General features: G+C 66.4%; 25 protein-coding genes. 13 read left to right on the top strand and 12 right to left on the bottom strand.

The window, feature by feature from the left end; translation table 11 throughout:
• Positions 1–42 precede the first annotated feature (42 nt).
• The 5 genes from AC07Z7_RS16450 (at position 43) to AC07Z7_RS16430 (ending at position 6,861) form a co-directional block, all read left to right on the top strand.
• Positions 43–411: a hypothetical protein gene (locus AC07Z7_RS16450; protein ID WP_063461250.1), complete on the top strand. Its 369-nt coding sequence runs from the start codon at positions 43–45 to the stop codon at positions 409–411.
• Positions 404–760: a hypothetical protein gene (locus AC07Z7_RS16445; protein ID WP_494766922.1), complete on the top strand. Its 357-nt coding sequence runs from the start codon at positions 404–406 to the stop codon at positions 758–760. Before AC07Z7_RS16450 ends, AC07Z7_RS16445 begins: the two co-directional genes overlap by 8 nt.
• Positions 761–782: 22 nt before the next feature.
• The gene (gene pbpC, locus AC07Z7_RS16440; protein ID WP_494766937.1) at positions 783–3,104 is read left to right on the top strand and encodes a penicillin-binding protein 1C; all 2,322 of its coding nucleotides are present in this window, start codon (positions 783–785) and stop codon (positions 3,102–3,104) included.
• Between the two features lie 84 nt (positions 3,105–3,188).
• On the top strand, positions 3,189–5,471 hold the full coding sequence (locus AC07Z7_RS16435) for a bifunctional diguanylate cyclase/phosphodiesterase (RefSeq protein WP_494766921.1): 2,283 nt from the start codon (positions 3,189–3,191) through the stop codon (positions 5,469–5,471).
• A 223-nt stretch (positions 5,472–5,694) separates the two neighbouring features.
• Positions 5,695–6,861 (top strand): alpha-hydroxy acid oxidase, encoded by a 1,167-nt coding sequence (locus tag AC07Z7_RS16430; protein WP_494766920.1) that lies wholly within the window; start codon positions 5,695–5,697, stop codon positions 6,859–6,861.
• A gap of 15 nt (positions 6,862–6,876) precedes the next feature.
• Here AC07Z7_RS16430 and AC07Z7_RS16425 read toward each other — a convergent pair whose 3' ends face one another.
• On the bottom strand, positions 6,877–7,227 hold the full coding sequence (locus tag AC07Z7_RS16425) for a c-type cytochrome (RefSeq protein ID WP_494766919.1): 351 nt from the start codon (positions 7,225–7,227) through the stop codon (positions 6,877–6,879).
• Between the two features lie 303 nt (positions 7,228–7,530).
• On the opposite strand from AC07Z7_RS16425, the gene AC07Z7_RS16420 reads away from it, so the two are divergent.
• From AC07Z7_RS16420 to AC07Z7_RS16400, 5 genes are all read left to right on the top strand, one after another.
• Positions 7,531–8,106: an RNA polymerase sigma factor gene (locus AC07Z7_RS16420; protein ID WP_094285447.1), complete on the top strand. Its 576-nt coding sequence runs from the start codon at positions 7,531–7,533 to the stop codon at positions 8,104–8,106.
• Between the two features lie 10 nt (positions 8,107–8,116).
• The gene (locus AC07Z7_RS16415; protein ID WP_252657744.1) at positions 8,117–8,920 is read left to right on the top strand and encodes an anti-sigma factor; all 804 of its coding nucleotides are present in this window, start codon (positions 8,117–8,119) and stop codon (positions 8,918–8,920) included.
• Positions 8,921–9,045: 125 nt separating this feature from the next.
• Entirely contained in the window at positions 9,046–9,984 is a 939-nt protein-coding gene (locus AC07Z7_RS16410) for a DUF3034 family protein (RefSeq protein WP_494766918.1), read from the top strand.
• A 14-nt stretch (positions 9,985–9,998) separates the two neighbouring features.
• Positions 9,999–10,469, top strand: a complete 471-nt coding sequence (locus AC07Z7_RS16405) for a group I truncated hemoglobin (RefSeq protein WP_094285450.1) — start codon at positions 9,999–10,001, stop codon at positions 10,467–10,469.
• 6 nt (positions 10,470–10,475) lie between these two features.
• The gene (locus tag AC07Z7_RS16400; protein WP_494766917.1) at positions 10,476–11,231 is read left to right on the top strand and encodes a cupredoxin domain-containing protein; all 756 of its coding nucleotides are present in this window, start codon (positions 10,476–10,478) and stop codon (positions 11,229–11,231) included.
• Positions 11,232–11,308: 77 nt separating this feature from the next.
• On the opposite strand, the gene AC07Z7_RS16395 is transcribed toward AC07Z7_RS16400, so the two are convergent.
• From AC07Z7_RS16395 to AC07Z7_RS16360, 8 genes are all read right to left on the bottom strand, one after another.
• Entirely contained in the window at positions 11,309–12,307 is a 999-nt protein-coding gene (locus AC07Z7_RS16395; protein WP_494766916.1) for a c-type cytochrome, read from the bottom strand.
• Between the two features lie 172 nt (positions 12,308–12,479).
• On the bottom strand, positions 12,480–13,556 hold the full coding sequence (locus AC07Z7_RS16390) for an ABC transporter substrate-binding protein (RefSeq protein ID WP_494766915.1): 1,077 nt from the start codon (positions 13,554–13,556) through the stop codon (positions 12,480–12,482).
• Between the two features lie 48 nt (positions 13,557–13,604).
• Positions 13,605–14,777: an NAD(P)/FAD-dependent oxidoreductase gene (locus tag AC07Z7_RS16385; RefSeq protein WP_494766914.1), complete on the bottom strand. Its 1,173-nt coding sequence runs from the start codon at positions 14,775–14,777 to the stop codon at positions 13,605–13,607.
• Positions 14,774–16,177 carry an FAD/NAD(P)-dependent oxidoreductase gene (locus AC07Z7_RS16380; RefSeq protein ID WP_494766913.1) on the bottom strand — a complete coding sequence of 468 codons (1,404 nt, stop codon included), beginning with the start codon at positions 16,175–16,177 and terminating at the stop codon, positions 14,774–14,776. Before AC07Z7_RS16380 ends, AC07Z7_RS16385 begins: the two co-directional genes overlap by 4 nt.
• On the bottom strand, positions 16,174–16,470 hold the full coding sequence (locus AC07Z7_RS16375) for a (2Fe-2S)-binding protein (RefSeq protein WP_252657750.1): 297 nt from the start codon (positions 16,468–16,470) through the stop codon (positions 16,174–16,176). The genes AC07Z7_RS16380 and AC07Z7_RS16375 overlap by 4 nt, the downstream gene beginning before the upstream one ends.
• Positions 16,471–16,484: 14 nt before the next feature.
• Complete coding sequence (locus AC07Z7_RS16370) at positions 16,485–17,279, bottom strand: ABC transporter permease (protein ID WP_440112760.1); 795 nt, start codon at positions 17,277–17,279, stop codon at positions 16,485–16,487.
• A 5-nt stretch (positions 17,280–17,284) separates the two neighbouring features.
• On the bottom strand, positions 17,285–18,172 hold the full coding sequence (locus AC07Z7_RS16365) for an ABC transporter permease (protein ID WP_494766912.1): 888 nt from the start codon (positions 18,170–18,172) through the stop codon (positions 17,285–17,287).
• On the bottom strand, positions 18,169–19,257 hold the full coding sequence (locus tag AC07Z7_RS16360; protein WP_494766911.1) for an ABC transporter ATP-binding protein: 1,089 nt from the start codon (positions 19,255–19,257) through the stop codon (positions 18,169–18,171). Before AC07Z7_RS16360 ends, AC07Z7_RS16365 begins: the two co-directional genes overlap by 4 nt.
• A 321-nt stretch (positions 19,258–19,578) precedes the next feature.
• Here AC07Z7_RS16360 and AC07Z7_RS16355 point away from each other — a divergent pair, with 321 nt between their 5' ends.
• The 3 genes from AC07Z7_RS16355 to AC07Z7_RS16345 all read left to right on the top strand — a co-directional run bounded on the left by AC07Z7_RS16355 (position 19,579) and on the right by AC07Z7_RS16345 (position 21,745).
• Positions 19,579–20,439 (top strand): IclR family transcriptional regulator, encoded by an 861-nt coding sequence (locus AC07Z7_RS16355; RefSeq protein ID WP_494766910.1) that lies wholly within the window; start codon positions 19,579–19,581, stop codon positions 20,437–20,439.
• A 261-nt stretch (positions 20,440–20,700) separates the two neighbouring features.
• Positions 20,701–21,087 (top strand): TipAS antibiotic-recognition domain-containing protein, encoded by a 387-nt coding sequence (locus tag AC07Z7_RS16350; protein WP_494766909.1) that lies wholly within the window; start codon positions 20,701–20,703, stop codon positions 21,085–21,087.
• 76 nt (positions 21,088–21,163) lie between these two features.
• The gene (locus AC07Z7_RS16345; RefSeq protein ID WP_494766908.1) at positions 21,164–21,745 is read left to right on the top strand and encodes a GNAT family N-acetyltransferase; all 582 of its coding nucleotides are present in this window, start codon (positions 21,164–21,166) and stop codon (positions 21,743–21,745) included.
• Between the two features lie 9 nt (positions 21,746–21,754).
• Here AC07Z7_RS16345 and AC07Z7_RS16340 read toward each other — a convergent pair whose 3' ends face one another.
• From AC07Z7_RS16340 to AC07Z7_RS16330, 3 genes are all read right to left on the bottom strand, one after another.
• Entirely contained in the window at positions 21,755–22,441 is a 687-nt protein-coding gene (locus AC07Z7_RS16340; protein WP_494766907.1) for a DUF4336 domain-containing protein, read from the bottom strand.
• Positions 22,442–22,653: 212 nt separating this feature from the next.
• Positions 22,654–23,151, bottom strand: a complete 498-nt coding sequence (locus tag AC07Z7_RS16335; protein ID WP_494766906.1) for a hypothetical protein — start codon at positions 23,149–23,151, stop codon at positions 22,654–22,656.
• A 157-nt stretch (positions 23,152–23,308) separates the two neighbouring features.
• Positions 23,309–23,524, bottom strand: a 216-nt coding sequence (locus tag AC07Z7_RS16330) for a hypothetical protein (protein ID WP_494766905.1), incomplete at its 5' end; no start/stop codon positions are given.

Genomic DNA, 23,524 nt, shown 5'->3' with positions numbered 1-23,524 from the left:
CATGCATCCTCCTGTGACGAGCCTGCCTGATTGCAGTCCGCCATGAGTCTCAGTGTTTTTGTCGAGCTGCGGTTCTGGCTGCTGGTGGTGTTTTCGCTGGTGCTGCCAGCGGGCATCTACGCGCTGCTGCTGGCCACTCGATCCATCTCGCGCATGGCGGTGCTGGGTTTTGGCGTGGCGCTGGTGCTGATTGCGGGGGTGGATGTGTACCTGCTTCAGTCGCTCGCGTCCCTGGCCAAGACCACGCCGTCGCTGGCGGACGACGCGGTGTTCATCTCCGAGCTGTCCATTGCACTGTACGTGCTGCCCGTGGTGTTTGGCGGCATCGGCGTCAACCTGATGTCGCATGTGCTGCTGCGCCACCTGAGCGAGGCGGAAACCCGGTTTGACCGGGAGCACCCCGATGATTGAACGGCGGCCATTCCCCTTCTTGCGCCCCGCGTGGTGCGCGGTGCTGGCGGGTGCCCCGCTGGCCGCCCACGCCCATGGGCAGGAGGTGCTGGCCATGGCCTACGCCCAGGTTGCTGTAGTGGTGGTGTGCTTGCTGCTGGCGTGGTGGGTGCCCCCGCTGCGCGGGGCGCGCTGGTTGGCAGTGCTGGGCTGCGCAGCCGGGGTGGTGGTGGCCTGGGCACGGGTACTGGATCTGCCCCGCCAGTCCCACGCGGCCGAGATCATGGCCTGGCTGGTGCTCGCGCCGATGCTGGGCGCCGCTGGGGCTGTGGCCTGGGCGCGAATTCGCAGGGGCCGCGATGGCCGCTGAGTCGGTGCGTGCTGTGCGCTGCATGTGCTCGCGGCTGCGGCATGCCCTGGGTGTGCAACTGTTGGTAGCTATATTTTTTGTAGCTATCACGGCAAGTCCAGCGCGCGCAATCCCCACTTTTGATGAGGTACGTGCTGATTTCAAGCCTTCCGACACCGTGCTGCTCTCGCGCGAAGGCGAGGTGCTGCAGCGCCTGCGCACCGACCCCACGGTGCGGCGTGGCCAGTGGGTGCCGCTGGCTGACATCTCGCCCGCGTTGCGCCAGGCGCTGGTGCTGAGCGAGGACAAGCGTTTTTTTGAACACAGCGGCGTGGACTGGCGCGCCGCATCGGCCGCCGCCTGGGGCAACCTGTGGAACCAGCGCACGCGCGGTGCCAGCACCATCACCATGCAGCTGGCCGGGCTCCTGGATGGTGACTGGCGCCAAGGCCCGGGCGGGCGCACCGTGGTGCAAAAGCTGGGGCAGACGGTGGCGGCCCAGGTGCTGGACCGGCGCTGGCGCAAGGACCAGATCCTGGAGGCCTACCTCAACCTTGTGCCGTTTCGCAGCGAGCTGGTGGGCATCGATGCGCTCAGCCGCACGCTGTTTGGCAAGGCTGCGCATGGCCTGGACGACCGCGAAGCGGCGGTGGCCGCTGCCCTGGTGCGCGCGCCCAATGCGCGGCCTGCGCTGGTGGCGCAGCGCGCTTGCGGCGTGCTGCGCGATATGCAGCGGGGCGCCCGCATCGACTGCGATGCGCTCGACCTGTTCACCACCGCCGCGCTGCAGCGCCGCGCGTTTGACGCGAGCGAAGGCGTGGCCCCGCACTTTGCGCGCCACCTGCTGCGCCAGCGTTTTGGCAAGGACGCTGCGGTGCCCGAGCGTGTGCTGAGCACGCTGCGCGCGCCCCTGCAGCGTTTTGCCATGCAGACCCTGCAGCAGCACCTGCGCGAGCTGCGCGGGCGCAATGTGGAAGACGGTGCGGTGCTGGTGCTCGACAACGCCACGGGTGCGGTGCTGGCCTGGGTGGGCTCATCGGGCCAGCTCAGCCAGGCGAGCGAGGTGGACGGCGTGCTGGCGCTGCGCCAGCCAGGCTCCACGCTCAAGCCCTTTCTGTACGGGCAGGCAATTGCGGAGCGCCGCCTCACGGCCGCGTCGCTGGTAGACGACTCGCCCGCGCACATCGCCACGGCGGGCGGGCTCTACATCCCGCAGAACTACGACCGGCAGTTCAAGGGCTGGGTGTCGGTGCGCACAGCGCTGGCGGCCTCGCTCAACGTGCCGGCGGTGCGCACGCTGGTCATGGTCACGCCCGACGCGTTCCACCGCCAGCTGGGCGCCATGGGTCTGCCGCTGCGCGAAAGTGGCGACTATTTTGGCTACAGCCTGGCGCTGGGCAGCCCCGAGGTGCCGCTGCTGCACCTGACCAATGCGTTCCGCACGCTGGCCAACGGCGGGCGGCTCAGCCCGGTGGCGCTGGCTGCGCTTGGACCGGGGCGGGCTCCCGCTTTCACTGCGGCCCTGGACCCGCGAGCGGCCTTCATCGTGGGCGACATCCTCTCGGACGGCAATGCGCGTGCGCGCACCTTCGGCACCGACAGCGTGCTGGCCACGCGCTTCTGGACGGCGGTGAAAACCGGCACCAGCAAGGACATGCGCGACAACTGGGCCGTGGGCTGGTCGGAGCGCTACACCGTGGGCGTATGGGTGGGCAACGCCAGTGGTGCGGCCATGCACGACGTGAGCGGCACCAGCGGCGCGGCGCCCATCTGGGCGGCGGTGATGGGCTTCTTGCACGCCCGCGAGCCCAGCCGTGCGCCCAAGGCCCCGGCGGGCCTGCTCCAGGCCGGGGTGCGGTTTGGCCCGGGGCCCGTGGCCGGTGGCATGCCGGGCGGTGCGCCCGAGCCCCGCGCGCCGCTGGAGGCCGCGCGCAGCGAATGGTTTCTGCAAGGCACGCAGCAAGCCTTGTTTGCTATTGATTCAATAGCTGAAAAGGCATACCCATCGCGCGCAGAAGGCCAAAAAGGCTTCAAAAAATCGCCCACCCAGGTGGTGGACACGCCTTCCGCCCCCGCCCGCATCACCGCGCCCGCGCCCGGCACCATCATTGCGCTGGACCCGGACATCCCCCCCGCGCGCCAGCGCCTGCAGTTCACGGCCACGGGCGACGGGCTGCTCTGGCGCATGGACGGCAAGCCGCTGGGCCGGGGCCCGCGTGTGGCCTGGCTGCCCTGGCCGGGGCGGCATGTGGTGCAGATCACCGACGCGCGCGGGCAGGTGCTGGACGAGATCCGCATCGAGGTGCGCGGAGCGGGCGTGGCGGCGGGGGCTGTGGCGCCCCCGATAAGGGCTGCTGCGCATTGACGCGCCCAAAGCCGAGGAATACGGTGTGATTTACCCATTCAGCGTCCCAATACGGGTCGCCTAAAATGGTTACAAGTTATTTCTATGCCTTTTTTGCGCCAGTTCTTTTCGCATCGCCTGATCTGGCTTGCTGTGTTGGTCTCCCTGGGGATCGGTGTGCTGTTTGCACGTTCGATCTGGACCATCCGCCAGGACGAGTGGAACTACGCCGCGCAGACCAATGCCAATCTGGTGCAGACCCTGGAGCAGGGCCTGGGCTGGGTGCTCGAGTCGTTTGACAAATCCCTGGAGGGCGTGGCCCGCGAAGTGGCGCGCTCCGAGGTGTGGGACCTGCCCCCCGAGCTGCGCGCACGGGTGGTGTTCGACAACTCCTTGCGCTCCCGGGGCGCTGGGGATGTGCTGGTGCTCGACGCCCAGGGCAACATCGTGCTGGATTCAGGCTCGCTCACGCCGCGCAAGGCCAATCTGGCGGACCGGGACTACTTCCTGGCGTTCCAGAAGGACGGGCACCAGGGCCTGTACATCGGCAAGCCTGTGCCTTCGCGCATCACGGGGCTCAACATCCTGCCCCTGTCGAGGGCCTACTTCCATGCCGACGGCAGCTTTGCGGGCGTGGTGGTGGGGGCCGTGCGGCTGAGCTACTTCAATGAGCTCTTCGGTGCCCTGGACATGGGCCCCAGCAGTGGTGTGAACCTGTTCCGCAACGATGGCGTGGTGATCTCGCGCTTCCCTTATGGCGACATGGACGTGGGCAAGACGATTGCCGGGTCGCCCAACATGCTGCGCTTTCAGAAGGAGGGCAATGGCTCCTTCGTGGGCACGGCGGCGCTCGATGGTGTCGAGCGCCTGTACTCCTTCCGGCAGGTGGGCGAGTTCCCGCTGATCATCAATGTGGCCCAGGCCACCAGCACCATCCTGGGCAAGTGGTACAGCAGCTCCCTGTGGCTGGGCGGTTTCGCGCTGCTGCTGATGGCCGCCTGTCTGGGGCTGGCCCTGCTGTTTGTGCGCGAGCTGACCCTGCGCCAGCAGGTGGCCGCCCGGCTCAGCGAGGCCGAACACGATGTGCGCACCATCCTCAACAACATGCCGTCGATGATCGGCTACTGGGACGCGCATCTGCTCAACCGTTTTGCCAACAAGGCCCATTTCGAGTGGTTCGGCATCCAGCCCGATCGGCTGCGCGGCATGCACTTCAGCGAGCTGGTGGGGCCCGAGCGTTTTGCCGTGAACAAGCCATTTCTGGACCGCGCCCTGCAGGGCGAGCCGCAGCTGTTCGAGAGCACCCTGCTCGATGTGCATGGCGTGTCGCGCCACATCATCGTCTCGTACGTGCCTGACACCGAAGCGGGTGCCGTGCGCGGCATTTTTGTGCAGACCACCGACATCTCCGAGCGCAAGCGCATGGAGGACGAACTGTTTGACGAGAAAGAGCGCGTGCGCCTCACGCTGCAGTCGATTGGCGATGCCGTGGTCTGCTCGGACGCCCGGGGCTCGGTGACCTACCTCAACCCGGCGGCCGAGCGCCTGACCGGCTGGCAGGCTTTTGATGCGGCGGGCCACAACGTGGACGAGGTGGTGTGCCTGCGCAGCCCCGACAACGACGCGCTGCTGCCCAGCCCCCTGCGCACGGCCATCCAGCAAGCGGCCGTGATGGAGGCCGTGCGGGGCGTGGTGGAGCATCGGGGCAGCGGCCAGCGTTTTCAGGTGGAGGAAACCGCCAGTCCCATCACCGACCGCCATGGTGCCGTGAGGGGCGCGGTGGCCGTGCTGCGCGATGTGACCGAGGCCGTGGCCATGGCCGAGCGCATGGCGCACCTGGCGCAGTACGACGCACTCACCGACCTGCCCAACCGCGTGCTCCTGCACGACCGCGCCCAGCTGGCCATTGCCCAGGCGCGGCGCGATGGCAAGTCGCTGGCCGTGATGTACCTGGACCTGGATGGTTTCAAGGAGGTCAACGACCGCCTGGGCCACGATGTGGGCGATGAGCTGCTGGTGCAGTTTGCCCAGCGCCTGAAGGCCGCCGTGCGCGCGTCCGACACCGTGTGCCGCCAGGGCGGTGACGAATTTGTGGTGCTGCTGCCCGGCCTGGAGGGCGCCGAGCCCGCGCGGGGTGTGGCGCGCAAGATCCTCGCCTCGTGCGACGCGCCCTTCGAACTGGCGGGCGAGCCTGTGCGCGTGGGGCTCAGCGGTGGCATTGCGCTGTTCCCGCAGCATGGCGACACTTTCGATGCGCTCTCGCGCCACGCCGACAGCGCCATGTACGCCGCCAAGCGCGGTGGCCGCATGCGCTTCATGCTCTACCGGGGCCCGGATGTGCAGCCCGAGGTGGTGCTACCCGAAGTGGCGGTGGGCGCCGAGGGGTGAGGGGCGCGTAGTGGGCAGTGGTTGCGATTTGCTATCTATTTGGTAGCAACAAGCGCTTGTCCATTGGGCGGTAACGGCATTTTTTGCTTGATAAAGCGCCGCCGCTGTGCCACATCCCGGGCGCGGCGCTGGAAATTTGTTGCAGCCCCTCGAAATAATTTTGATGGCTGGCCGATGCCCCAGCGCCTACCATCTGGCGCAATTCCCATCCTGGAGAGCCTGCGTGCCTGACCTGTCCAAAATCACCTGCATCGAAGACCTGCGTGCCATCGCCCAGCGCCGCGTGCCGCGCATGTTCTATGACTACGCCGATTCAGGCTCGTACACCGAGGGCACCTACCGCGCCAACGAAAGCGACTTCCAGCGCATCAAGCTGCGCCAGCGCGTGGCCGTGAACATGGAAGGCCGCAGCACGCGCACCACCATGGTCGGCCAGGACGTGGCCATGCCCGTGGCCATTGCGCCCACCGGCCTCACCGGCATGCAGCACGCCGATGGCGAGATCCTGGGCGCCAAGGCAGCCAAGGCGTTTGGCATCCCGTTCACGCTCTCGACCATGAGCATCTGCTCCATCGAAGACATTGCCGAGCACACGGGCCGCCACCCGTTCTGGTTCCAGGTCTACGTGATGCGCGACCGCGACTTCATCGAGCGCCTGATCGACCGCGCCAAGGCCGCCAACTGCTCGGCGCTGCAGCTCACGCTGGATTTGCAGATCCTGGGCCAGCGCCACAAGGACATCAAGAACGGCCTGTCGGCCCCGCCCAAGCCGACTATCGCCAACCTCATCAACCTGGCCACCAAGCCGCGCTGGTGCCTGGGCATGCTGGGCACGAAGCGCCGCAGCTTCGGCAACATCGTGGGCCATGCCAAGGGCGTGGGCGACTTGTCGTCGCTGTCGTCGTGGACGGCCGAGCAGTTCGACCCGCAGCTCAACTGGGGCGATGTGGAATGGATCAAGAAGCGCTGGGGCGGCAAGCTGATCCTCAAAGGCATCATGGACGCCGAAGACGCGCGCCTGGCCGTCAACAGCGGTGCCGATGCGCTCATCGTCAGCAACCACGGCGGCCGCCAGCTCGACGGTGCGCCGTCCTCCATCGCCGCGCTGCCCGGCATTGCGGCCGCGGTGGGCAAGGACATCGAGGTGTGGATGGACGGCGGCATCCGCAGCGGGCAGGACGTGCTCAAGGCCCGCGCGCTGGGCGCGCAGGGCACGCTGATCGGGCGCAGCTTCCTGTACGGCCTGGGCGCTTTTGGCGAGGCCGGCGTGACCCGTGCGCTGCAGATCATCCAGAAGGAGCTGGACATCACCATGGCGTTCTGCGGCCACACCAACATCAACAACGTGGATTCGTCGATCCTGCTGCCGGGTACGTTCCCCACCGCCTGAGCCGGGGGCAGGCTGTTACCGGGCGGCGGATTCCGGCGACGGCAGGCGTTTGAGCGTGGCCAGGTAGGCCACCACGTCCTCGCGGTCGCGCGCCTGGTCGAGCTGGTAGTCCATGCCCTGGCCGGGAATCAGCGCCTCGGGGTCGCGCAGCCAGGCCTTGAGCGTGGCACGCGTCCACAGAATCCTGCTTGCGCTCAGCGCGGGCGAATAGTCGAAGTCCTTCAATGCCCCCGCGCGGCGCCCCACCACGCCCCGGTGCGCGGGGCCGTCGCCATGCTGGTCGGCGCTGTGGCAGCTGCTGCAGTGTGCGGCATACAGCGCGGCGCCACGCGCTACCGACTGGGCGGCTGCAGGGCTGTGGGCCATCCATAGCAGGGTGGCTGCTATGGCAACACAATGAACAGGGGGCAGTGGGCGGGGCAGGGGCATGGCGGGGAGCGACGGGTGGAAAGCGCCTTGGGCGCGAGCAGGCGAACCCTTGCAATACGGCCCCTCCAGCCATCTGGATTCATTCGGTCCTGCCCGGGGGGGCCGATCCGGGGGCACCGGTTTCCGGCGCCGGGTCGCTGTTTGTGCCCCTACTACATCCAAAGTGCCCGCTGTGGCGTATTCACCTACGGCAAAGCCCCGCAGGCGCTGCCGAACCGACCAATCCCAGAGAATGGGCGCATGAGCACCCTCCACCCAGACAGTGAACTGATGGACCTCCTTGACCGCATCGCCGCGCAGGACGATTCCGCGCTGAAAAGGCTGTACGAGCGCACCTCGTCACAGCTTTTTGGCCTGGCCTTGCGCATCGTCCGCAACCGGGACGCGGCCGAGGACGTGCTGCAGGAGGCGTTCTTGACCATCTGGCGCAGCGCGGGCAGCTACCGCGCGTCGCTCAGCCCGCCCATGGCCTGGATGGGCCTGATCGTGCGCAGCCGGGCGCTGGATGCCCTGCGCAAGCGCAGCTCCGACCGGGCCGATCTGATGAACGAGCTGGACGATGACATGGCGCAAACGCTGGAAGGCGACTCGCCCAACCCCATGGACGCCGCCGACGCCAGCGAGCAGGCCTTTGCCCTGCACCACTGCCTGGGCAAGCTGGAGAGCAAACAGCGCGAAGTGGTGAGCCTGGCCTACCTGCGCGACCAGAGCCACGGCGAGCTGGCCGAGCAGCTCAAGCTGCCGCTGGGCACCGTCAAGACCTGGATTCGCCGGGGGCTGGAGCAACTGCGTGCCTGCATGGCGCGCTATGCCTGAGGTCGTCGCCATGAACATCACCCAACACCCTGATCTGCTCGACCGCCTGGCCGCCAGCTACGCGCTGGGCACGCTGCGCGGTGGCGCCCGCCGCCGCTTCGAGACCCTGGCCCGCGAGCACGCCACCGTGCGCGCTGCGGCCCTGGTGTGGCAGACCCGCTGGTCGGGCCTGACCGAGCTGCAACCGCAGGTGGCGCCGTCGCCTGCTGTGTGGACGCGCATCGACAACCTGGTGCGGGCCGGCCAGCTGGAGCAGGCCATGTTGGCCGCCCGGCAGGCCGCCCCCGCACACACACCCGCGCCAGCCCCCGGCGGCTGGTGGCGCAACCTGCTGTTGTGGCGCGGTGCCGCCGCTGCCGGTGCCATCGCCACACTGGCGGCGGTGGTGGTGGGTGTGCAGGTCAACGGCGGCCTGCGCGCCACCACGGGCGCGCAGATTGCTGCCCTGCAGCAGCAACTGCAGGCCACGCCCCAGATCCAGTACGTGGCCGTGCTGGCCGACGACAAGGCCGCTGCCTCGATGCTCGTCACCTTCGATCCCAAAAACAACCAGCTGGTGCTGCAGCGCGTGGGGGGCTTCCAGGAGGGGGCGGACAAATCCCTGCAGCTGTGGGCGCTGCCGCCTGCGGGGGGGCCGCGTTCGCTGGGGGTGCTGGGGCAGGACAAACTGCTGACGCTGGTGGCGGGCGAGGCCGATGTGCGCCAGGTGCCAGCGCTCGCCATCAGCCTGGAGCCCAAGGGGGGCGTGCCCAGTGAGACAGGGCCCACCGGGCCGGTGCTGTTCAAGGGCGAGCTGATCCAGCGGATGCTGTGAGGGCCTGAGCCGCAGGTTGCAGCGGCTTTTCAACAATTTTTCGGGGTCCGTGAATCCGCTTTGGTCTCGGGGGCGTATGTAGAAGGCAACATCTTCTTACAACCGTCCATTCACTGGAGACTGCGATGAAACACAGGCCCCCACCCATCCTTCTTGCTGTGGCCGCGCTGGCCCTTGCCAGCGGCCCGGCCCGGGCCGATACCGGCAAGCTGCTGCTCACCGGCGGCGTCAGCACCATCGCCGGATCGGCGGGTGGCGGGCTCACCCCCTGGGCTGTCATTGGAAGCAACGCCACCGAAGGCGAGATGGGTGTGAGCGCCCATGCCACCCGCGCCGCCACGCAGGACTATGGCCTGACCGGCTATGGCGTGGCCCTGGGCCTGCACGACCGCCTGGAGCTGTCGCTGGCGCGGCAGGACTTTGATGCCTCGCCCGCCATCGCGCTCAACGGCATTGCACCGTTTGGTGTCACGCCGGGCCAGCACATCAAGATGGATGTGCTGGGCATCAAGCTCAGGGTGGCGGGTGACGCCGTGCTCGACAGCGACAGCTGGATGCCGCAGATTGCGGTGGGGCTGGAGCACAAGCGGGTGCGCCCGGGCTCGATCGGGTCGGTGCTGGACTTTCTGGGCACCAAAACCAGCGGCACCGATGTGTATGTGAGTGCGACCAAGCTGCTGCTGGCGCAGAGCGTGCTCGTCAACGGCACGCTGCGCTACACCAACGCCAACCAGAACGGCCTGCTGGGTTTTGGCTCGGCGGCCCCCGGCAAGAACAGCCGCAGCCTGCAACCCGAGTTCTCGGTGGCGTACCTGGTCAGCAAGAACCTCGCGGTGGGCGCCGAGTACCGCTTCAAGCCCAACAACCTGCAGGCGCTGGGCGCCGCCGCAGGCCTGGGCGCCGCGCTGCGCGAGGACGACTGGAAGGACATCTTTGTGGCCTGGGCGCCCAGCAAGAACCTGTCGCTCACGCTGGCCTATGTGGACCTGGGCCGCATCGTGCCCGGCATCACCAACAACCGCCGCCAGACCGGGTACTACCTGTCGGCCCAAGTCGCATTCTGAGCGAGGAGATTGTCATGACGCACCACCGTACCCTCATCGCCCTTGCCATCGCCACTGCCATTGCTATGGGGGGCTTGCTGGCCCCGCCCGCGTTTGCCCAGGGCACCGCCGCCATGGCCACGGCCCCTGCAGGCCTGTACCAGGCGCTGGGCGAGAAACCCGGCATCACCCGCCTGATGGACGACTTTGTGAACCGTGTGGTCAAAGATCCACGCATTGGCGGCCACTTCAAGGATGTCAAACCCGCTGCCCTCAAGGAGAGCCTGACCGACCAGATCTGCCAGCTCAGTGGCGGCCCTTGCAAATATGAAGGCGCTGACATGAAATCAGCCCATGCCGACATGGACATCAACAAGGGCCACTTCAACGCCCTGGTCGAGGTGCTGCAAAGCGCCATGGATGCCCAGGGCATACCCTTCGCCCAGCAAAACCGCTTGCTGGCCCTGCTGGCGCCCATGCACCGGGACGTGATCACCATTCGTTGAACCACCATGAGAAATACTCTTGTTTTGATAGCTATCAGCGCTTTGTGGACAGGCGCTAGCGCCGGAAATGTCCAGATCCAGGTGCTGGACCGCGAAGGCAAGCCCGTGCCCGACGCCGTGGTGGTGATCTACCCCGGCAATACAGCGGGTACGCCGCCCAGCCTGCTGCAGGCCAGCCCCACCATCGAGCAGGAAAAAATGCGCTTTGTGCCTGCGGTGACGGTGGTGTCTGCAGGCACCACGGTGCGCTTTACCAACCAGGACCGGTGGGACCACCATGTGCGCGGCAATCCCACCGGCGTGGCCCCGGCCGCCGCGCCCGGTGCAGCAGCCAGCACCAATTTCGAGTTGCGCCTGGCGGGCAAGACCGATGGCAAGCCCGCCAATTTTGCCGATGTGAAGCTCGACGCGCCCGGTGTGGTGCTGCTGGGCTGCCACCTGCACGGCTCCATGCGCGGCCATGTGTTTGTGACGGACTCGGCCTGGTCGCTCAAGACCGACAACGACGGGATTGCGCGCTTCCCCTCCGTGCCCGACGGCGCCGCCCAGGTGCGCGTGTGGCACGCCGAACAGCTGGTGGACCTGCCGCGCAAGGCCTTGAACGTGGTGCCCGGCCCGGTGCTCGACACCGTGCAGCTCAGCGTGGTGCCCCGCGTGCGCCGCGCCCCACCGGCCACCCCCGGCAACACCCCGGGCGGGCCCATGGGGGCCTACAGCCAGGCGCCAACACAAGGCGCCCACGCCCACCATCGCGGCAGCTGACCCACCACCACGGCGGGTGGTCCACCGGGTGGTAGGTCAGCGGGCTGCTGTCTCGTCCGGGGTTTGCCCGCTGGGGTTCAGCCCGGCAGTTTGAGCCCGCCCGGGCCTGACGGCACGGTGTTGGCGCTGCTCTTGGTGCCCTGGGCCGGGGGCTGGGGGATGGCACTGCCCACCTCCTGCTTCACGCTGCCCACCGGGGCATTCAGGTACAGGTACAGCGCCTGTGCATCCACATCGCTGAGCTGGCCCAGTGACTCGAAGGGCATCACCTGGATGGGCGTGCCATCGGGCCGCTTGCCGGTGCGTAGCATGGCGACAAAGCTCGCGGCGTTGGGATAGCGCGCCAGGGCGCTGTCGGCGCTGTGGGACCCCGGGCGGATGTCGGAGGCCGCAGGCCAGTCGGGCGGGCCACCGGGGATCTTGCCACCCGACAGGTCTGCACCATGGCAGCCGATGCACATGTTGGCCACATACTGGCCGTTGGCCAGCGTCACGCCCGCAGGCACGGGGCGCGAGGGTGCGAGCTGGTGGTCGATGCGTGCAGCCGCGTCAGGGATCACGCCCAGGCCATACAGCACCCAGGCGGGGCGGGGCAGATCCACCACGGCCTGCTGCGTGCTCTCCTGGGGCGGCAGCTGGCGGATGTACGACACCAGTGCGTTCAGGTCTTCATTGGTGAGGCGGTTGTAGTCTTCGCTGGGCATCACCATCACGGGGCGGCCATTGGGCTTGACGCCATGGCGGATCACGCTGTTCCAGTCTTCGGGCTGGTAGCGGCCCACCACGCCCGCAGACGTGATGTTGGGCCCGGCGATGCGCGTACCCTTGCCATCGTTCACAAACTCGCGGCCCGTGCCCTGGGCTCCATGGCAGTCGGTGCAGCCGCGCGAGGCATACAGGTAGCGGCCACGCTCGATGGTCTGCGCATCGGTGGTGTAGGCCACGGGGCGCGGCTTGATGTCGATGTAGCGGTTGCGCCGCTGTTCGGCCAGGTACAGGCCGCTGGCGGCGGTGGCGGCCACGATCATGCCCAGCAGCATTGCGCCGCCTGCAGTCCATTTGATCCAGCGTTTCATGGTGGTATCCCTCTTCTTCGATTCAACGACCCAATTGCCGTGTTCAGGCGGCGGATTCTGAATTCGAAGAAGTGGTTTGGCGCACCCCCAGGCCGCAGGGTGTGGAGGGGCCGGTGACATTTGTCACAAATGGCCCGCCGGTGTGAGCAGATGTTGCCCGCCCACACCGCTCTCAGCGCTCGATGGTCTTGTTCCAGCGCGTGTTCCAGGCGGGGCGGTTGGCGTTCACGCTGTCCCAGTCCAGGGTCACGGCGTTTTTCATCCATTGGGTGATCTTGGCCACCTGCTCGGCGCCTTCGCCCACGGCGGGCGCCTTGGGGTTGGTGGGGATCTGCGCGCCAAACTGCAGCACGTTGGCCTGGGCCAGCGGGCTCAGCAGGAACTCGGCGAGCTTTTGTGCCAGCTCGGGTTCGCTGTTCTTGGCGATCACGCACTGGCCTGTCATCAGCACCACCGAGCCCTCCTTGGGCTGTGCGTATTCCACCGGGATGCCCTTGGATTTGAGCGCCGCCACGGCCGTGGGCGTGAGCGGGAACAGTGCGGCCTCGCCCGTCTGCACCATCTCGGAAATCTTGGCAGAGCTTGGGATGTACTCCAGCACATTGGGGCCAATCGTCTTGGCCCAGTTGGCAAAGCCCGGCTCCACGTTCTTGTCGTTGCCACCCTGGATGCGGTTGAACATCAAGAAGCCGTGCAGACCGAACGACGACGAAGGCATGGACTGGAACACCACCTTGCCCTTGTACTTGGGGTCGGCAAAGTCCATCCACGAGGTGGGCACGGCCCAGCCCTTTTCCGCAAACATCTTGGTGTTGTAGGCAATGCCGGTCATGCCCAGGCTCACGCCGCTGGCCAGGTCGTCCTTGAAACGGGCTGCGGGGTAGATGTCGTTCAGGTGTGGGTTGGGCTTTTGCTTTTCGCACAGGCCCATGCCCATGGCGCGCACCATGATGCCGTCGTCGAGGAACATCACATGCATCTGCGGCTTGTCCTTGTTGGCCTGGGCTTTGGCCAGGATGTCTGACGAGGTGCCGGGCACCACCACGACCTTCACGCCATGCAGCTTTTCAAACGCCGGGAACACGTACTGCGTATACGCCTTCTCCATGGTGCCGCCGTTCATGCCGATGTACAGCGTCTTGGTTTGTGCCACGGCGCTGCCGCTGGCGGCCAGGGCCGTGGCAGCAGCCGCTGCGGCCAGCAGGCCACGGCGCAGGGAAACAACGTTCGAGCAGAAAGCGAAGTTCATGGTGATTGCCTTTCAGGTGGGTCAGGGGGAAATACAAGATCGGCTGGCTCAGTGGGCCTGCACTGGGGTTGTCGGGGTGTTGTGAGCGGCGGGCACGGGTGGTTCGTCGAAACGTGCGAGAGAAAACGCGTCGATGGGTGTGCTGGTCTGCCCGTCACGCGCCAGTTCGGCCAGCACCTCGCCCACGGCAGGGCCAATCTGAAAGCCCGCGCCCGCGAAGCCAAAGCCGTGGATCAGGCCCGGTGTGGTGCGGCTTTGGCACAGCACGGGCTGGCGGTCGGGCAGGTAGCCCTCGGTGCCGCTCCAGGTGCGGATGAAATGCGCGTGCTTGAGCGCGGGCAGCAGTTCGATGGCCTGCTGCGTGAGCGATGCAATCGCGCCGCGCTCCGAGCGCGCGCGGTCAGCATCCAGCCAGAAGCCCGAGCCGCCGCCCAGCACCAGGTTGCCGCGCGCCACCTGGCGGCAGTAGATGCCACCGCCTTCGACGCCCAGGCTCCATTGCATGAAGTAGGGCAGGGGCTCGGTGACCATCATGGCCGGGTGGCCCGAGCGCAGCGGTACGGCTTCGCCAAATTGCGCAGCCAGGGCACCGGCCCAGGCGCCTGCGCAGTTGAGCACCACGGGCGCCTGCACCTGCAGCGCGGTGCCCGATTGCAGCGTGAACTGCTGGCCACTGTGTTCGATGCGCGTGAGGGGTGAGCGCTCAAAGATTTGTGCGCCCGCGCGTTGGGCTGCCAGCGCAAAGGCGGGCGACACCAGGCGCGGGTTGGCTTGCCCGTCGTCGGCGCACAGCGAACCGCCCACGGCCTTGCCACCCAGCCACGGGCATTGCGCACGCAGGCGTTCGCCAGAGATCAGCGAGATTCCCAGGTCAAAGTCGCGGCTCAGGTCTGCGTAGTGCTCCAGCGATGCCAAGTCCGCCTCGCTGCGCGCGATCTTGAAATGCCCGGTGCGCTGGTATTCGCCGTCGGTGCCGATCAGCTCGGGCAGCCGCGCCCAGATCTGGTGGGCACGCTGCGCCAGCGGCAGCTGGCTCAACGGGCGGCCCTGGCGGCGCACACCGCCGTAGTTCACGCCGCTGGAGCGCGAGCCACACAGGTCGCGCTCCAGCAGCACCACGTCCACGCCCTTGCGGCGCAACGCCAAGGCTGCTGATGCGCCCACGATGCCGCCGCCCACGATGGCGACGTCGGTTTTGACAATGCGGGTGGTGCTGCTCATGCGGAGGCTCCCGCATCTGCTGAGGGCCGCGTCTGCAGGTGGATCGGTATCGGCTTGATGGGCGCCTGCCCGCGCAGGCGGCCTACCAGCTCCACAGGTTTGCCGGTGGCCTGGGCCAGGATCTCGGCGGCGGCCACGCCGCAGCTGCGGCCCTGGCAGCGGCCCATGCCCACACGGGTGAGCGCCTTCAGCCGGTTGATCTCGTCAGCGCCGGTGTTGCGCACGCAGGCGCGCAGCTCGCCCGCCGTGATGTTCTCGCAGCGGCACACCACCAGCGCATCGGGCGCGTGCGCGGCCCAGTCGGTAGGGAAGGGAAAGGCGCGCTCCAGCCCTTGGCGAAACTTCATCAGATGGCTGAGCTGGCCCTGCAGCGCCAGCATGCGTGCGGTGTCCACGGCTACGCCGTGGTCCTGCAGCAGCGCCAGCGCCGCCAGTTCGCCCGCCCACTCCGCTGCATCGGCACCCATGATGTCCGCGCCGTCGCCCGCCAGATACACACCCGGCACGCTGCTGCGGCCTTCGGCATCCCGCTCGGGCAGGTGGGCACGGTGCAGGGGGGCCCAGGCAAAGCGGCAGCCCAGCAGGTCGGCCAGCTGGGTCTCGGAGCGCAGTGCGTAGCCAAAGCCCACGGCGTCGCAGGCCAGCGTGTGCTCGCGCCCGGCGCTATCGGCCCACACCACACCTGCCACGCGCTGGTCGCCCAACACGCGCACGGGGCGGATGCCGCTGTGGATTGGGATGCCGTGCGTGCGCAGCCAGGCCACGTAGTACACACCTTTGGCAAAAACCGCAGGCTGCGTGAGCATGGCGGGCACGGCGGCCAATTGGTCGGTGAGCCGCGCGGTGTCGAGCACTGCAGCCACGCTGGCTCCGGCCTTGGCGTATTGGTAGGCCACCAGGTAGAGTAGCGGGCCCGTGCCCATCAGCACCACACGGCTGCCAATCGCACAGCCCTGGAACTTGAGCGCCACCTGCGCGCCGCCTAGCGTGTACACGCCCGGCAGCGTCCAGCCCGGGATGGGCAGCACCCGGTCGGTGGCGCCGCTGGCAACGATGAGCTGGCGATAGGGCACGGTGCGCGTGGTTTGCGTGGGGCCGTGCAGCACATCGAGCAAGCCGCCCTGGGCGTTCCACACCAGGCTGTCGGGCCGGTAGTCGATCTTGGCATGCAGGCCATCGAGCGTGTTGTGCACGGCGGTGGCGCGCGCGGCCTCGGTGCCATACAGCGTGGCTGCGGCGCGTGTGAAATGTGCGGGTGGTCGGCGATAGATCTGCCCGCCGCCGCGCGCGGCTTCGTCGATCAGCACGGGACGCACGCTGTGGGCGGCCAGCGTCTGCGCGGCGCGGATTCCGGCAGGGCCTGCGCCCACGATCACGGGTTGCAAGGTGGGGGGCGTCATGCCGGTCCTCCGGTCGTGAGGTCCATGCCCTCCGTCACGAAGGTGGTGCAGGCACGCAGCCGGTCGCCACTTGCCGCCATCACCCAGCAGTCCTGGCAAGCGCCCATCAAACAGAAGCCTGCGCGGGGCTCGTGGCTGAATTCATTGCGGCGCAGCTGCGCGCGCTGGGTCAGGATGGCGGTCAGCACCGTGTCGCCTTCCAGCGCAAGGGCAGGCTGACCGTCAATGGCGAAATGCACGGGCGCTCGGTTCTTTTCAGCCATGCGGTGCAGCAAGGCGGGGCTTGAATTCATGTTTTCAAAGGGCATCATTTCCGTCCCACCAGCACACGGTCGAGCCCGTAGACACGGTCCAGCAGCACCATGGCAAAGGCCGTGACTGCCACCATCAGCGCCGACACGGCGGCCATCAGCGGGTCGATGGACTCGGTGGCATACATGTACATGCGAACCGGCAGCGTCACCGTGCTGGGCGAGGTGACAAAGATCGACATGGTCACTTCGTCAAAGCTGTTGATGAAGGCCAGCATCCACCCGCCTGTGACGCCGGGCAGGATCATCGGTAGCGTGATGCGTGTGAACACCGTGGCCTGACTGGCACCCAGTGACAGGGCGGCATGCTCGGCACTGCGATCGAACCCCACCAGCGCCGCCACCACCAGCCGCAGCGTGTAGGGCGTGACGATGAGCGCATGCGCAAACACCAGCCAGCCAAAGCTGCCCGTGCCGCCGATCAGCGCAAACAGTCGCAGCAGGGCCACGCCCAGCACCAGATGCGGAATGATGAGTGGCGACAAGAACAAGCCGTTGAGGAAGCCGCGCCCCGGAAAGTCGTAGCGCGTGATGGCAATGCCCGCTGGCACGGCCAGCACTGTGGCCAGCGTGGCCGATGCCAGCGCCAGCCACAGGCTGTTCCAGAAAGACTGAACGAAATCCGAATGTTCGAACACCGCCTTGAACCAGCGCAGCGAGAACTCGGTGGTGGGCAGGGTCAGCGTGTTGTGCGGCGTGAAGGCCACTATGCACACCACCAGCAAGGGGGCGAGCATGAAGGCGATGACGAGCGCGTTGAACGCGAGGGCGAGGGGGCCGTTCTTCTGCATCTTGGTTATCCCAAAGATTTCTTGTAGCGGCCTTCGACCAGCCGGTTGTAGCTCAGCATGACAACGAGGTTGGCCACCAGCAGCGTGAGCGCGATGGCGGCGCCCAGCGGCCAGTTCAGCTCATGCAGGTACTCGTCGTACACCACCGTGGCCACCATCTTCAGGCGCCGACCGCCCAGCAGGCCGGGGATCGCGAACGAGCTGGCTGCCAGGCCGAACACGATAAGGCTGCCGGACAGGATGCCGGGCAGCACCTGCGGCAACACGATGCGCCGCAGCGTGGTGAAGGGTGTGGCCTGCAGCGATAGGGCGGCGTTCTCCACGCCCGGGTCCAGCTTCTGCAGCGAGGTCCACACGGGGATCACCATGAAGGGCAGCATCACATGCACCAGCGCAATCACCACCGCAATCTCGGTGTAGAGCATCTTCACGGGGCCGATGCCCACCAGGCCAAAGGCCGCGTTCACCAATCCTTCAGGGCCCAGCAGCATGCTCCAGCCAAAGGCGCGCACCACCACCGACACCAGCAGCGGTGCCAGCACTACCAGCAGCAGGATGGAGCGCCACGGGTTGCCCATGCGGCTCAGGATGTAGGCCTCGGGTGCGCCAATCAGCACGCAGATCAGCGTGACCAACCCCGCAATCCAGAACGTGCGCCAGAAGATCGCGTGGTAGTACGAGTCGGCAAACACATGGCCGTAGTGCTCCAGCGTGAACTCGCCCGCCTTCACGCCCGTGGCCGGGTCGAAGGCGTTGAACGAGAGCACGGCCGTGAGGCCCAGTGGCGCCAGCAGCAGCACGGTGAACAGCAGCAGCGCCGGGCCGGACAGCCACCAGGGCAGGGCCTTTTTGCCCAGCAACGGGTGGGGCGTTGTTGTCGTGGCGCTTGTCATGGCGTGGCCTCGGCGTCGGCCATGGCGGCTTCATCGGCGGGAAGCAGGCGCATGGAGTGGTCGGGCCAGTCCAGGCCCGTGCGCTCGCCTTCTTCCAGTGCGCTGCGGCCATCATTGGGCGCCAGCACCATCAGGTCGCCCATGGCCGTGCCCACGCGGTACAGCCACTGGCTGCCCAGAAAGAAACGCTCGCGCACTTCGCCGTCGATGCGGCCCTGCGCTGCGGGCACCAGTTGCAGCTTTTCGGGCCGCACGCTCAGCAGCACGGCCGCACCGGGGCGGAACTGCGCGCCTTCCACGCGCACTTCGATGGGCCCGGCGCCCACATGGGTGTGTGTGGCATTGGCCGTGGTCACCTGGCCCGGCACCAGGTTGGCCTTGCCCACAAAGGTGGAAATGAAGCGCGTGCGCGGGTGTTCGTACACCCGGTGAGGGTGGTCAATCTGGGTGGCGCGGCCCGCCTCCATCACCACCACGCGGTCGCTGATGGACATGGCCTCGCTCTGGTCGTGGGTCACCATCACCGTGGTAGTGCCCACCTTGCGCTGGATCTGGCGCAGCTCGAACTGCATCTCCTCGCGCAGCTTGGCGTCGAGGTTGGACAGGGGTTCGTCCAGCAGCAGCACGGGCGGCTCGATGACCAGCGCACGCGCCAGGGCCACCCGCTGGCGCTGCCCGCCCGACAGCTCGCGCGGGTAGCGGCCCGCGTGTTTCTCCAGGTGCACCAGGCCCAGGGCCTGGGCGACGCGCTCCTTGCGCTCGGCCTTGGGCACCTTGCGCATCTCCAGCCCAAAACTCACGTTGTCGGCCACCGTCATGTGCGGGAAGAGCGCGTAGCTCTGGAACACGATGCCCAGCCCGCGCGTGTTGGCCTTGGCGTGGGTGATGTCGCGCCCGGCCAGTGCGATGCGGCCGCTGCTCACCGCCTCGAAGCCCGCCACTATCTGCAAGGTGGTGGTCTTGCCGCAGCCCGAGGGGCCGAGCAGGGAGACGAACTCGCCTTTTTCCACCGAAAGGTTCATGGACTGCACCGCACAGGTGCTGCCATAGAACTTGGTCACATCCGTGAGCTGGAGGAAGGACATGCGTGGGCCTTTCTTTCTGCCTGTTTGTCTATCGATCTGTTCTTGCGGGGCCAGCCGCCCGTCTTCTGCAAAAAAGCGCGGGCCACTGCGGTGTATCGGAACGCCGGGCGCCTTGTATTCCAGTGCGTGGGGCCGGGTGCACCGCTGTGGTGCGCCTGCTTGCATGAAATAGAACGTAACCGGCTTTGTTAATTCACTCTATTGCAATATGCGAACCAGGTTCAGTCGGGTATTCCATTAAACAGAATTTTTCTTCAATTTATTCCGATTGATGGAATATTAAGAATAGAATACAAGCCATCTATTCCGCAGGAGTGACGCATGGAAGCAGCATCCGCAGGCACGGGCGGCGTACCCCGGGTCTTTGCCCTCATCCGCGCCCTGGTGGCCGTGCAGGCCGAGGGCGGCCGAGTCACCCAATTGGCGCGTGCCATTGGCCTGACGCAGGGCACCACGCACCGTTTGCTGCAATCGCTGGTCGCCGAGGGCATGGTCGAGCAGGATGAGCGCAGCAAGCTCTACCGCCTGTCCACCGAGTTCTTTGCACTGGCCGCCAAGGCGGGTAACCCCGGCGACCTGCGCAGCATCTGCCGGCCCGCGCTGCTGCGCCTGAGCGCCAGCCTGGGCGACAGCATCTTCCTCTTGGTGCGCAGCGGGTTCGACGCGATCTGCCTGGACCGCAGCGAAGGGCCGTTTCCCATCCGCTCGTTCACCGGCGACATCGGCGGCCGCGTGGCGCTGGGGGTGGGGCAGGGCGCGCTGTCCATCCTGGCCTTTTTGCCCGAGGCCGAGCGTGAAGAAGTGATCCGCTTCAACCTCTCGCGCGTGCGCGAGTACGGCGTGTACGACGAGGTCTACCTGCGTACCGAGATCGAGCGCGTGCGCCAGACCGGCTATGCGGCGCGCAACACTGGCCTGCTCGAAGGCATGGCTGGCGTGGGCGTGCCCGTGCTCGACCGCGAAGGCCGCGCCGTGGCCGCGCTGAGCGTGGGCACCATCTCCGCCCGCCTCAACGAAGACCGCCTGCCCACGGTGGTGGAGCTGCTCAAGCGCGAAGCGGCCGCCATCGGCCCGCGCATCCACCCCTTCGACGCCACCCTGCGCCGCCCCGCACAAAGCCTGGCCGGGCAGCCGTCCGAGCAACTGCTGGCGCCGCCCGGCGTCGCCAACCCTTCGGTGTGAGGGCGCGTGCGTGCTGCATCTGACGTGCGTTTCACTGCGGTGATGGATGGGATGTGACCTGCTGTTCCATTGCGCAGACTGCCCGCCCAGCCGCCGCAAAAAAAAGGCGCCAAATTCCTGGGGTGTGGTGCCGATAGAACGCTGCACTACCAAGGTGGCTTTGCGTCGCTATAGTCCGCGCTTTCCTGTGCGCAGGCAGCTCCACCCGCAGGTGGAGCACATTGCGGCACTGCCACCCTTGCATCGAGCCAACGCGACACCATGAGCCTGCAGCAAACCACCCCCGAGTACCTCGACCAATGCCGCGCCGCACAGCGTGCCGAACAAGAGCGATCCCTGGCCACCACCGACAACTGGGCGCATGTGGACAAACCGAAGGTGCATGCCGACTTCGACGCCTTTTACAAAGAGCTGGCGCCCCTGATCGATGCCAATGCCCCTGAGTCCGAGACGATTCAGGCACTGATGGAAAAACACTTTGCCATCGTTGCCCGGTTCTACGTGCCATCGCGCGATGCTTACGTGGGCACCGTGCTGTTCTATGCCGACAACGCCGATATGAAGGCGTTTCACAACACCTACCACCCGCGCATGGTGGAGTTTCTGGGCGACGCCGCGTACACCTACGCGCTGCAGAACCTGCAATAGCGCTCTTTGGCTGCCCATGCAACCACACCCCACTCCCTCGCGGCCCCTTACCTGCGCCCTTGAATCATTCCCGCCTGTGTGCGGCGCACTGGCCGAAGCGCTGAAGGACGACGCGTTCTACCAGGCAGTCACCATCGACCATGTGGGCGACCCCGCTCTGCGGCACCGCGTGTTGGCCCACTACTTTGTGCTGGCGCTGGACGAAGCCCGCGCGGTGGGTGAGGTGCATCTGGCCGGTGATGATGGCGCGGCCCTGTGGCTCACCCCCGATGCCCCAGCCAGCCGCCGCGCCTTGCATAGCGAGCGCCGTACCCAGGCGCTGTCGAGCCTGCTCGGGCCCGCTGGGTTCGGCCACTACCAGCACATCGGCGCCGCCATGGAGGCGCAGGTGCCCGCCGACCTGCACGGCGCGTGGTACCTCTCCATCCTGGGTGTGCGCCCCGCTGCGCAGGGCCAGGGGCTGGCGCAGCGGCTGCTGCAGCCAACGCTGGCGCGCGCAGACCAGGCGCGTGCCACCTGCTATCTGGAAACCTTCAACCCGCTCAGCCTGCCGTTTTACCGGCGCCTGGGGTTTGTGCGTGTGGTCGAGTGTGTGGAGCCCGTCTCTGGTCGCCCCTACTGGCTGATGGCGCGCGAGGCCGTGCAGTCGCAGTCCTGACGCCTGCGGTCAGAACACCGCCAGCGCCCGGGCCACCTGCGCGCGCGCATCGGTGTCGATGATGCAGTTGTGGGCCACCACCACCCGCGCAAAGGGCCAGCGCAGCAAACGCTCAGCACTGCGGGCCGCCGCAGCCCGGTCCCGCACCAGAGCGCGCACCGTGAGCGGCATGGCGAGCTTGCTGCGCACTCCGGTCAGCGTGGCATACACCCGTGTGGACCAGGGCAGATCGCCCGCCATCCACTGCAGCAGGTCCGTCACGACGAGCGTGGCTGACGGCCGGTGAAACCACACCGACTCATTGCCCGCCGGAATGCCCTCGAATGCAAAGTGCTCCAGGTCTGGCAGCCATTCAGGCAGGTCGCTCGCAGGCAGCACGCGCAATGTTGCGGCCAGATCTGGCCGTTTTTGCGCCAGCCCTTGCGGGCCGTACACCACCGCGCCCGGGAAGGCTGCGGCAGCGGGAGCCAGAAACAGGTGGTGCATCTTGTTGGGCGCCACGATAAAGGCCACGTTGCCGAGGTCTTGCACCTGGCGCAATAACGCGCTGCCGGGCGGCATCGGAATGGGCGAGTGGATCAAAAGCTTGCGCCCTGGCAGCTGCACCACCGTCATGCGCGTGGTGATGGGAAGGCCGTTGGCCTTGAAGGCGTGGGTGGCGTGCCAGAGGTGGGTGTCGAGGGGTTCAAGTTGCATGGCGCGGGATGGTGCCCGGGCGAGGGGGTGGGGTCTTGAACGAAGGCGACATGCGATGCTGGGTGCTGTCCAGCCATAGATTTCATCTTTTCCTGAGAAGTCACAGGCAGTCGTACTTGCTGGCAAAGGTCTGTCTTTGACTTCATCCCACCAGATAGGGCAGTCGGCTGTCCTTTGCCCCTTGGCACAACTGTGCTCTACGCCACCTTTTCTTAAGGCCAGCGGCGTTTGATTGCGATTACCGCCCATGTGATTGCAAAGACCATTACTGCAGTAATCCATGCAGCGCTTTGAAAAAGCGCATCCTGTTGCTGCGAGCTATCTGTTATCCCTCGAAGCACTGTATTTCGAAGTGTGGGAATTTCCAGGATGGCGATTCCGGGCCATACCAAAAGGTAGTTGAGTATTCCGCCACCAATCAGTGATAAGGCACTGTCGTTCATAGAGGATTGCCAGCCCTTGTAAATAGCACGGACCAGCAGGTAAAAGGCGCCACCGCACGCGCTCGCAACTATCGTGGCATGAAGCAGAATGGATGTTGCATTGAGCCAAGAACTGAATCCAACGGTTTCTGAAAGTTGCCAGGATGGTTCTTTGCTACCTTGATCCGATGATTCTTGAGAAATTGACCTCCCAATCATTGCGCCGCACTTAAAGCAAGTCTTCGCTGAATCAATAGGTAGTTCTGTCGAGCATTTAGGGCAAAGCATGTTTGGTAGTTTTTAGAGCGGACAGGGGGTACTTGAGGGTGCCGACTTCACTTTATAGATGTCCGTCGATCTGAGATTCTGTGGTTTGCTTCATGGAGCTTGCAGGTATGACAGTGTGAGGCCTACCCATGCAGCCGACGGAGCGGCTAGCCTTGGCTTAGTAGCTGTCGTCGGCATGCATATTAGTATGTGCCAGATACACCGATCCAAAGTAATTCACCGCTCTTTGCTTCATTTCCACGGCTGTTCCTGATCCGGTAGCAAAAGCTAGATGCGTTCCGGGTAATTCGCCTCTTGGGATTCTCTGCACGAATACCGCTGCGATGTGATTGAGCAAGCTTGAAGCCCAGACAATAGTCGCATGAAGCAAAGC

The organism is Acidovorax sp. GW101-11A03 (assembly GCF_059424825.1).
This window is presented reverse-complemented; position numbering and strand designations above follow the sequence as displayed.

Coding starts and splice junctions, on each gene's coding strand:
- AC07Z7_RS16335 (WP_494766906.1), bottom strand. CDS start 23,151: ATGCTTTGCCCTAAATGCTCGACAGAACTACCTATTGATTCAGCGAAG.
- AC07Z7_RS16400 (WP_494766917.1), top strand. CDS start 10,476: ATGAGAAATACTCTTGTTTTGATAGCTATCAGCGCTTTGTGGACAGGC.
- pbpC (WP_494766937.1), top strand. CDS start 783: ATGTGCTCGCGGCTGCGGCATGCCCTGGGTGTGCAACTGTTGGTAGCT.
- AC07Z7_RS16410 (WP_494766918.1), top strand. CDS start 9,046: ATGAAACACAGGCCCCCACCCATCCTTCTTGCTGTGGCCGCGCTGGCC.
- AC07Z7_RS16350 (WP_494766909.1), top strand. CDS start 20,701: ATGAGCCTGCAGCAAACCACCCCCGAGTACCTCGACCAATGCCGCGCC.
- AC07Z7_RS16445 (WP_494766922.1), top strand. CDS start 404: ATGATTGAACGGCGGCCATTCCCCTTCTTGCGCCCCGCGTGGTGCGCG.
- AC07Z7_RS16390 (WP_494766915.1), bottom strand. CDS start 13,556: ATGAACTTCGCTTTCTGCTCGAACGTTGTTTCCCTGCGCCGTGGCCTG.
- AC07Z7_RS16370 (WP_440112760.1), bottom strand. CDS start 17,279: ATGCAGAAGAACGGCCCCCTCGCCCTCGCGTTCAACGCGCTCGTCATC.
- AC07Z7_RS16355 (WP_494766910.1), top strand. CDS start 19,579: ATGGAAGCAGCATCCGCAGGCACGGGCGGCGTACCCCGGGTCTTTGCC.
- AC07Z7_RS16450 (WP_063461250.1), top strand. CDS start 43: ATGAGTCTCAGTGTTTTTGTCGAGCTGCGGTTCTGGCTGCTGGTGGTG.
- AC07Z7_RS16360 (WP_494766911.1), bottom strand. CDS start 19,257: ATGTCCTTCCTCCAGCTCACGGATGTGACCAAGTTCTATGGCAGCACC.
- AC07Z7_RS16340 (WP_494766907.1), bottom strand. CDS start 22,441: ATGCAACTTGAACCCCTCGACACCCACCTCTGGCACGCCACCCACGCC.
- AC07Z7_RS16365 (WP_494766912.1), bottom strand. CDS start 18,172: ATGACAAGCGCCACGACAACAACGCCCCACCCGTTGCTGGGCAAAAAG.
- AC07Z7_RS16435 (WP_494766921.1), top strand. CDS start 3,189: ATGCCTTTTTTGCGCCAGTTCTTTTCGCATCGCCTGATCTGGCTTGCT.
- AC07Z7_RS16420 (WP_094285447.1), top strand. CDS start 7,531: ATGAGCACCCTCCACCCAGACAGTGAACTGATGGACCTCCTTGACCGC.
- AC07Z7_RS16385 (WP_494766914.1), bottom strand. CDS start 14,777: ATGAGCAGCACCACCCGCATTGTCAAAACCGACGTCGCCATCGTGGGC.
- AC07Z7_RS16425 (WP_494766919.1), bottom strand. CDS start 7,227: ATGGCCCACAGCCCTGCAGCCGCCCAGTCGGTAGCGCGTGGCGCCGCG.
- AC07Z7_RS16395 (WP_494766916.1), bottom strand. CDS start 12,307: ATGAAACGCTGGATCAAATGGACTGCAGGCGGCGCAATGCTGCTGGGC.
- AC07Z7_RS16405 (WP_094285450.1), top strand. CDS start 9,999: ATGACGCACCACCGTACCCTCATCGCCCTTGCCATCGCCACTGCCATT.
- AC07Z7_RS16380 (WP_494766913.1), bottom strand. CDS start 16,177: ATGACGCCCCCCACCTTGCAACCCGTGATCGTGGGCGCAGGCCCTGCC.
- AC07Z7_RS16415 (WP_252657744.1), top strand. CDS start 8,117: ATGAACATCACCCAACACCCTGATCTGCTCGACCGCCTGGCCGCCAGC.
- AC07Z7_RS16375 (WP_252657750.1), bottom strand. CDS start 16,470: ATGAATTCAAGCCCCGCCTTGCTGCACCGCATGGCTGAAAAGAACCGA.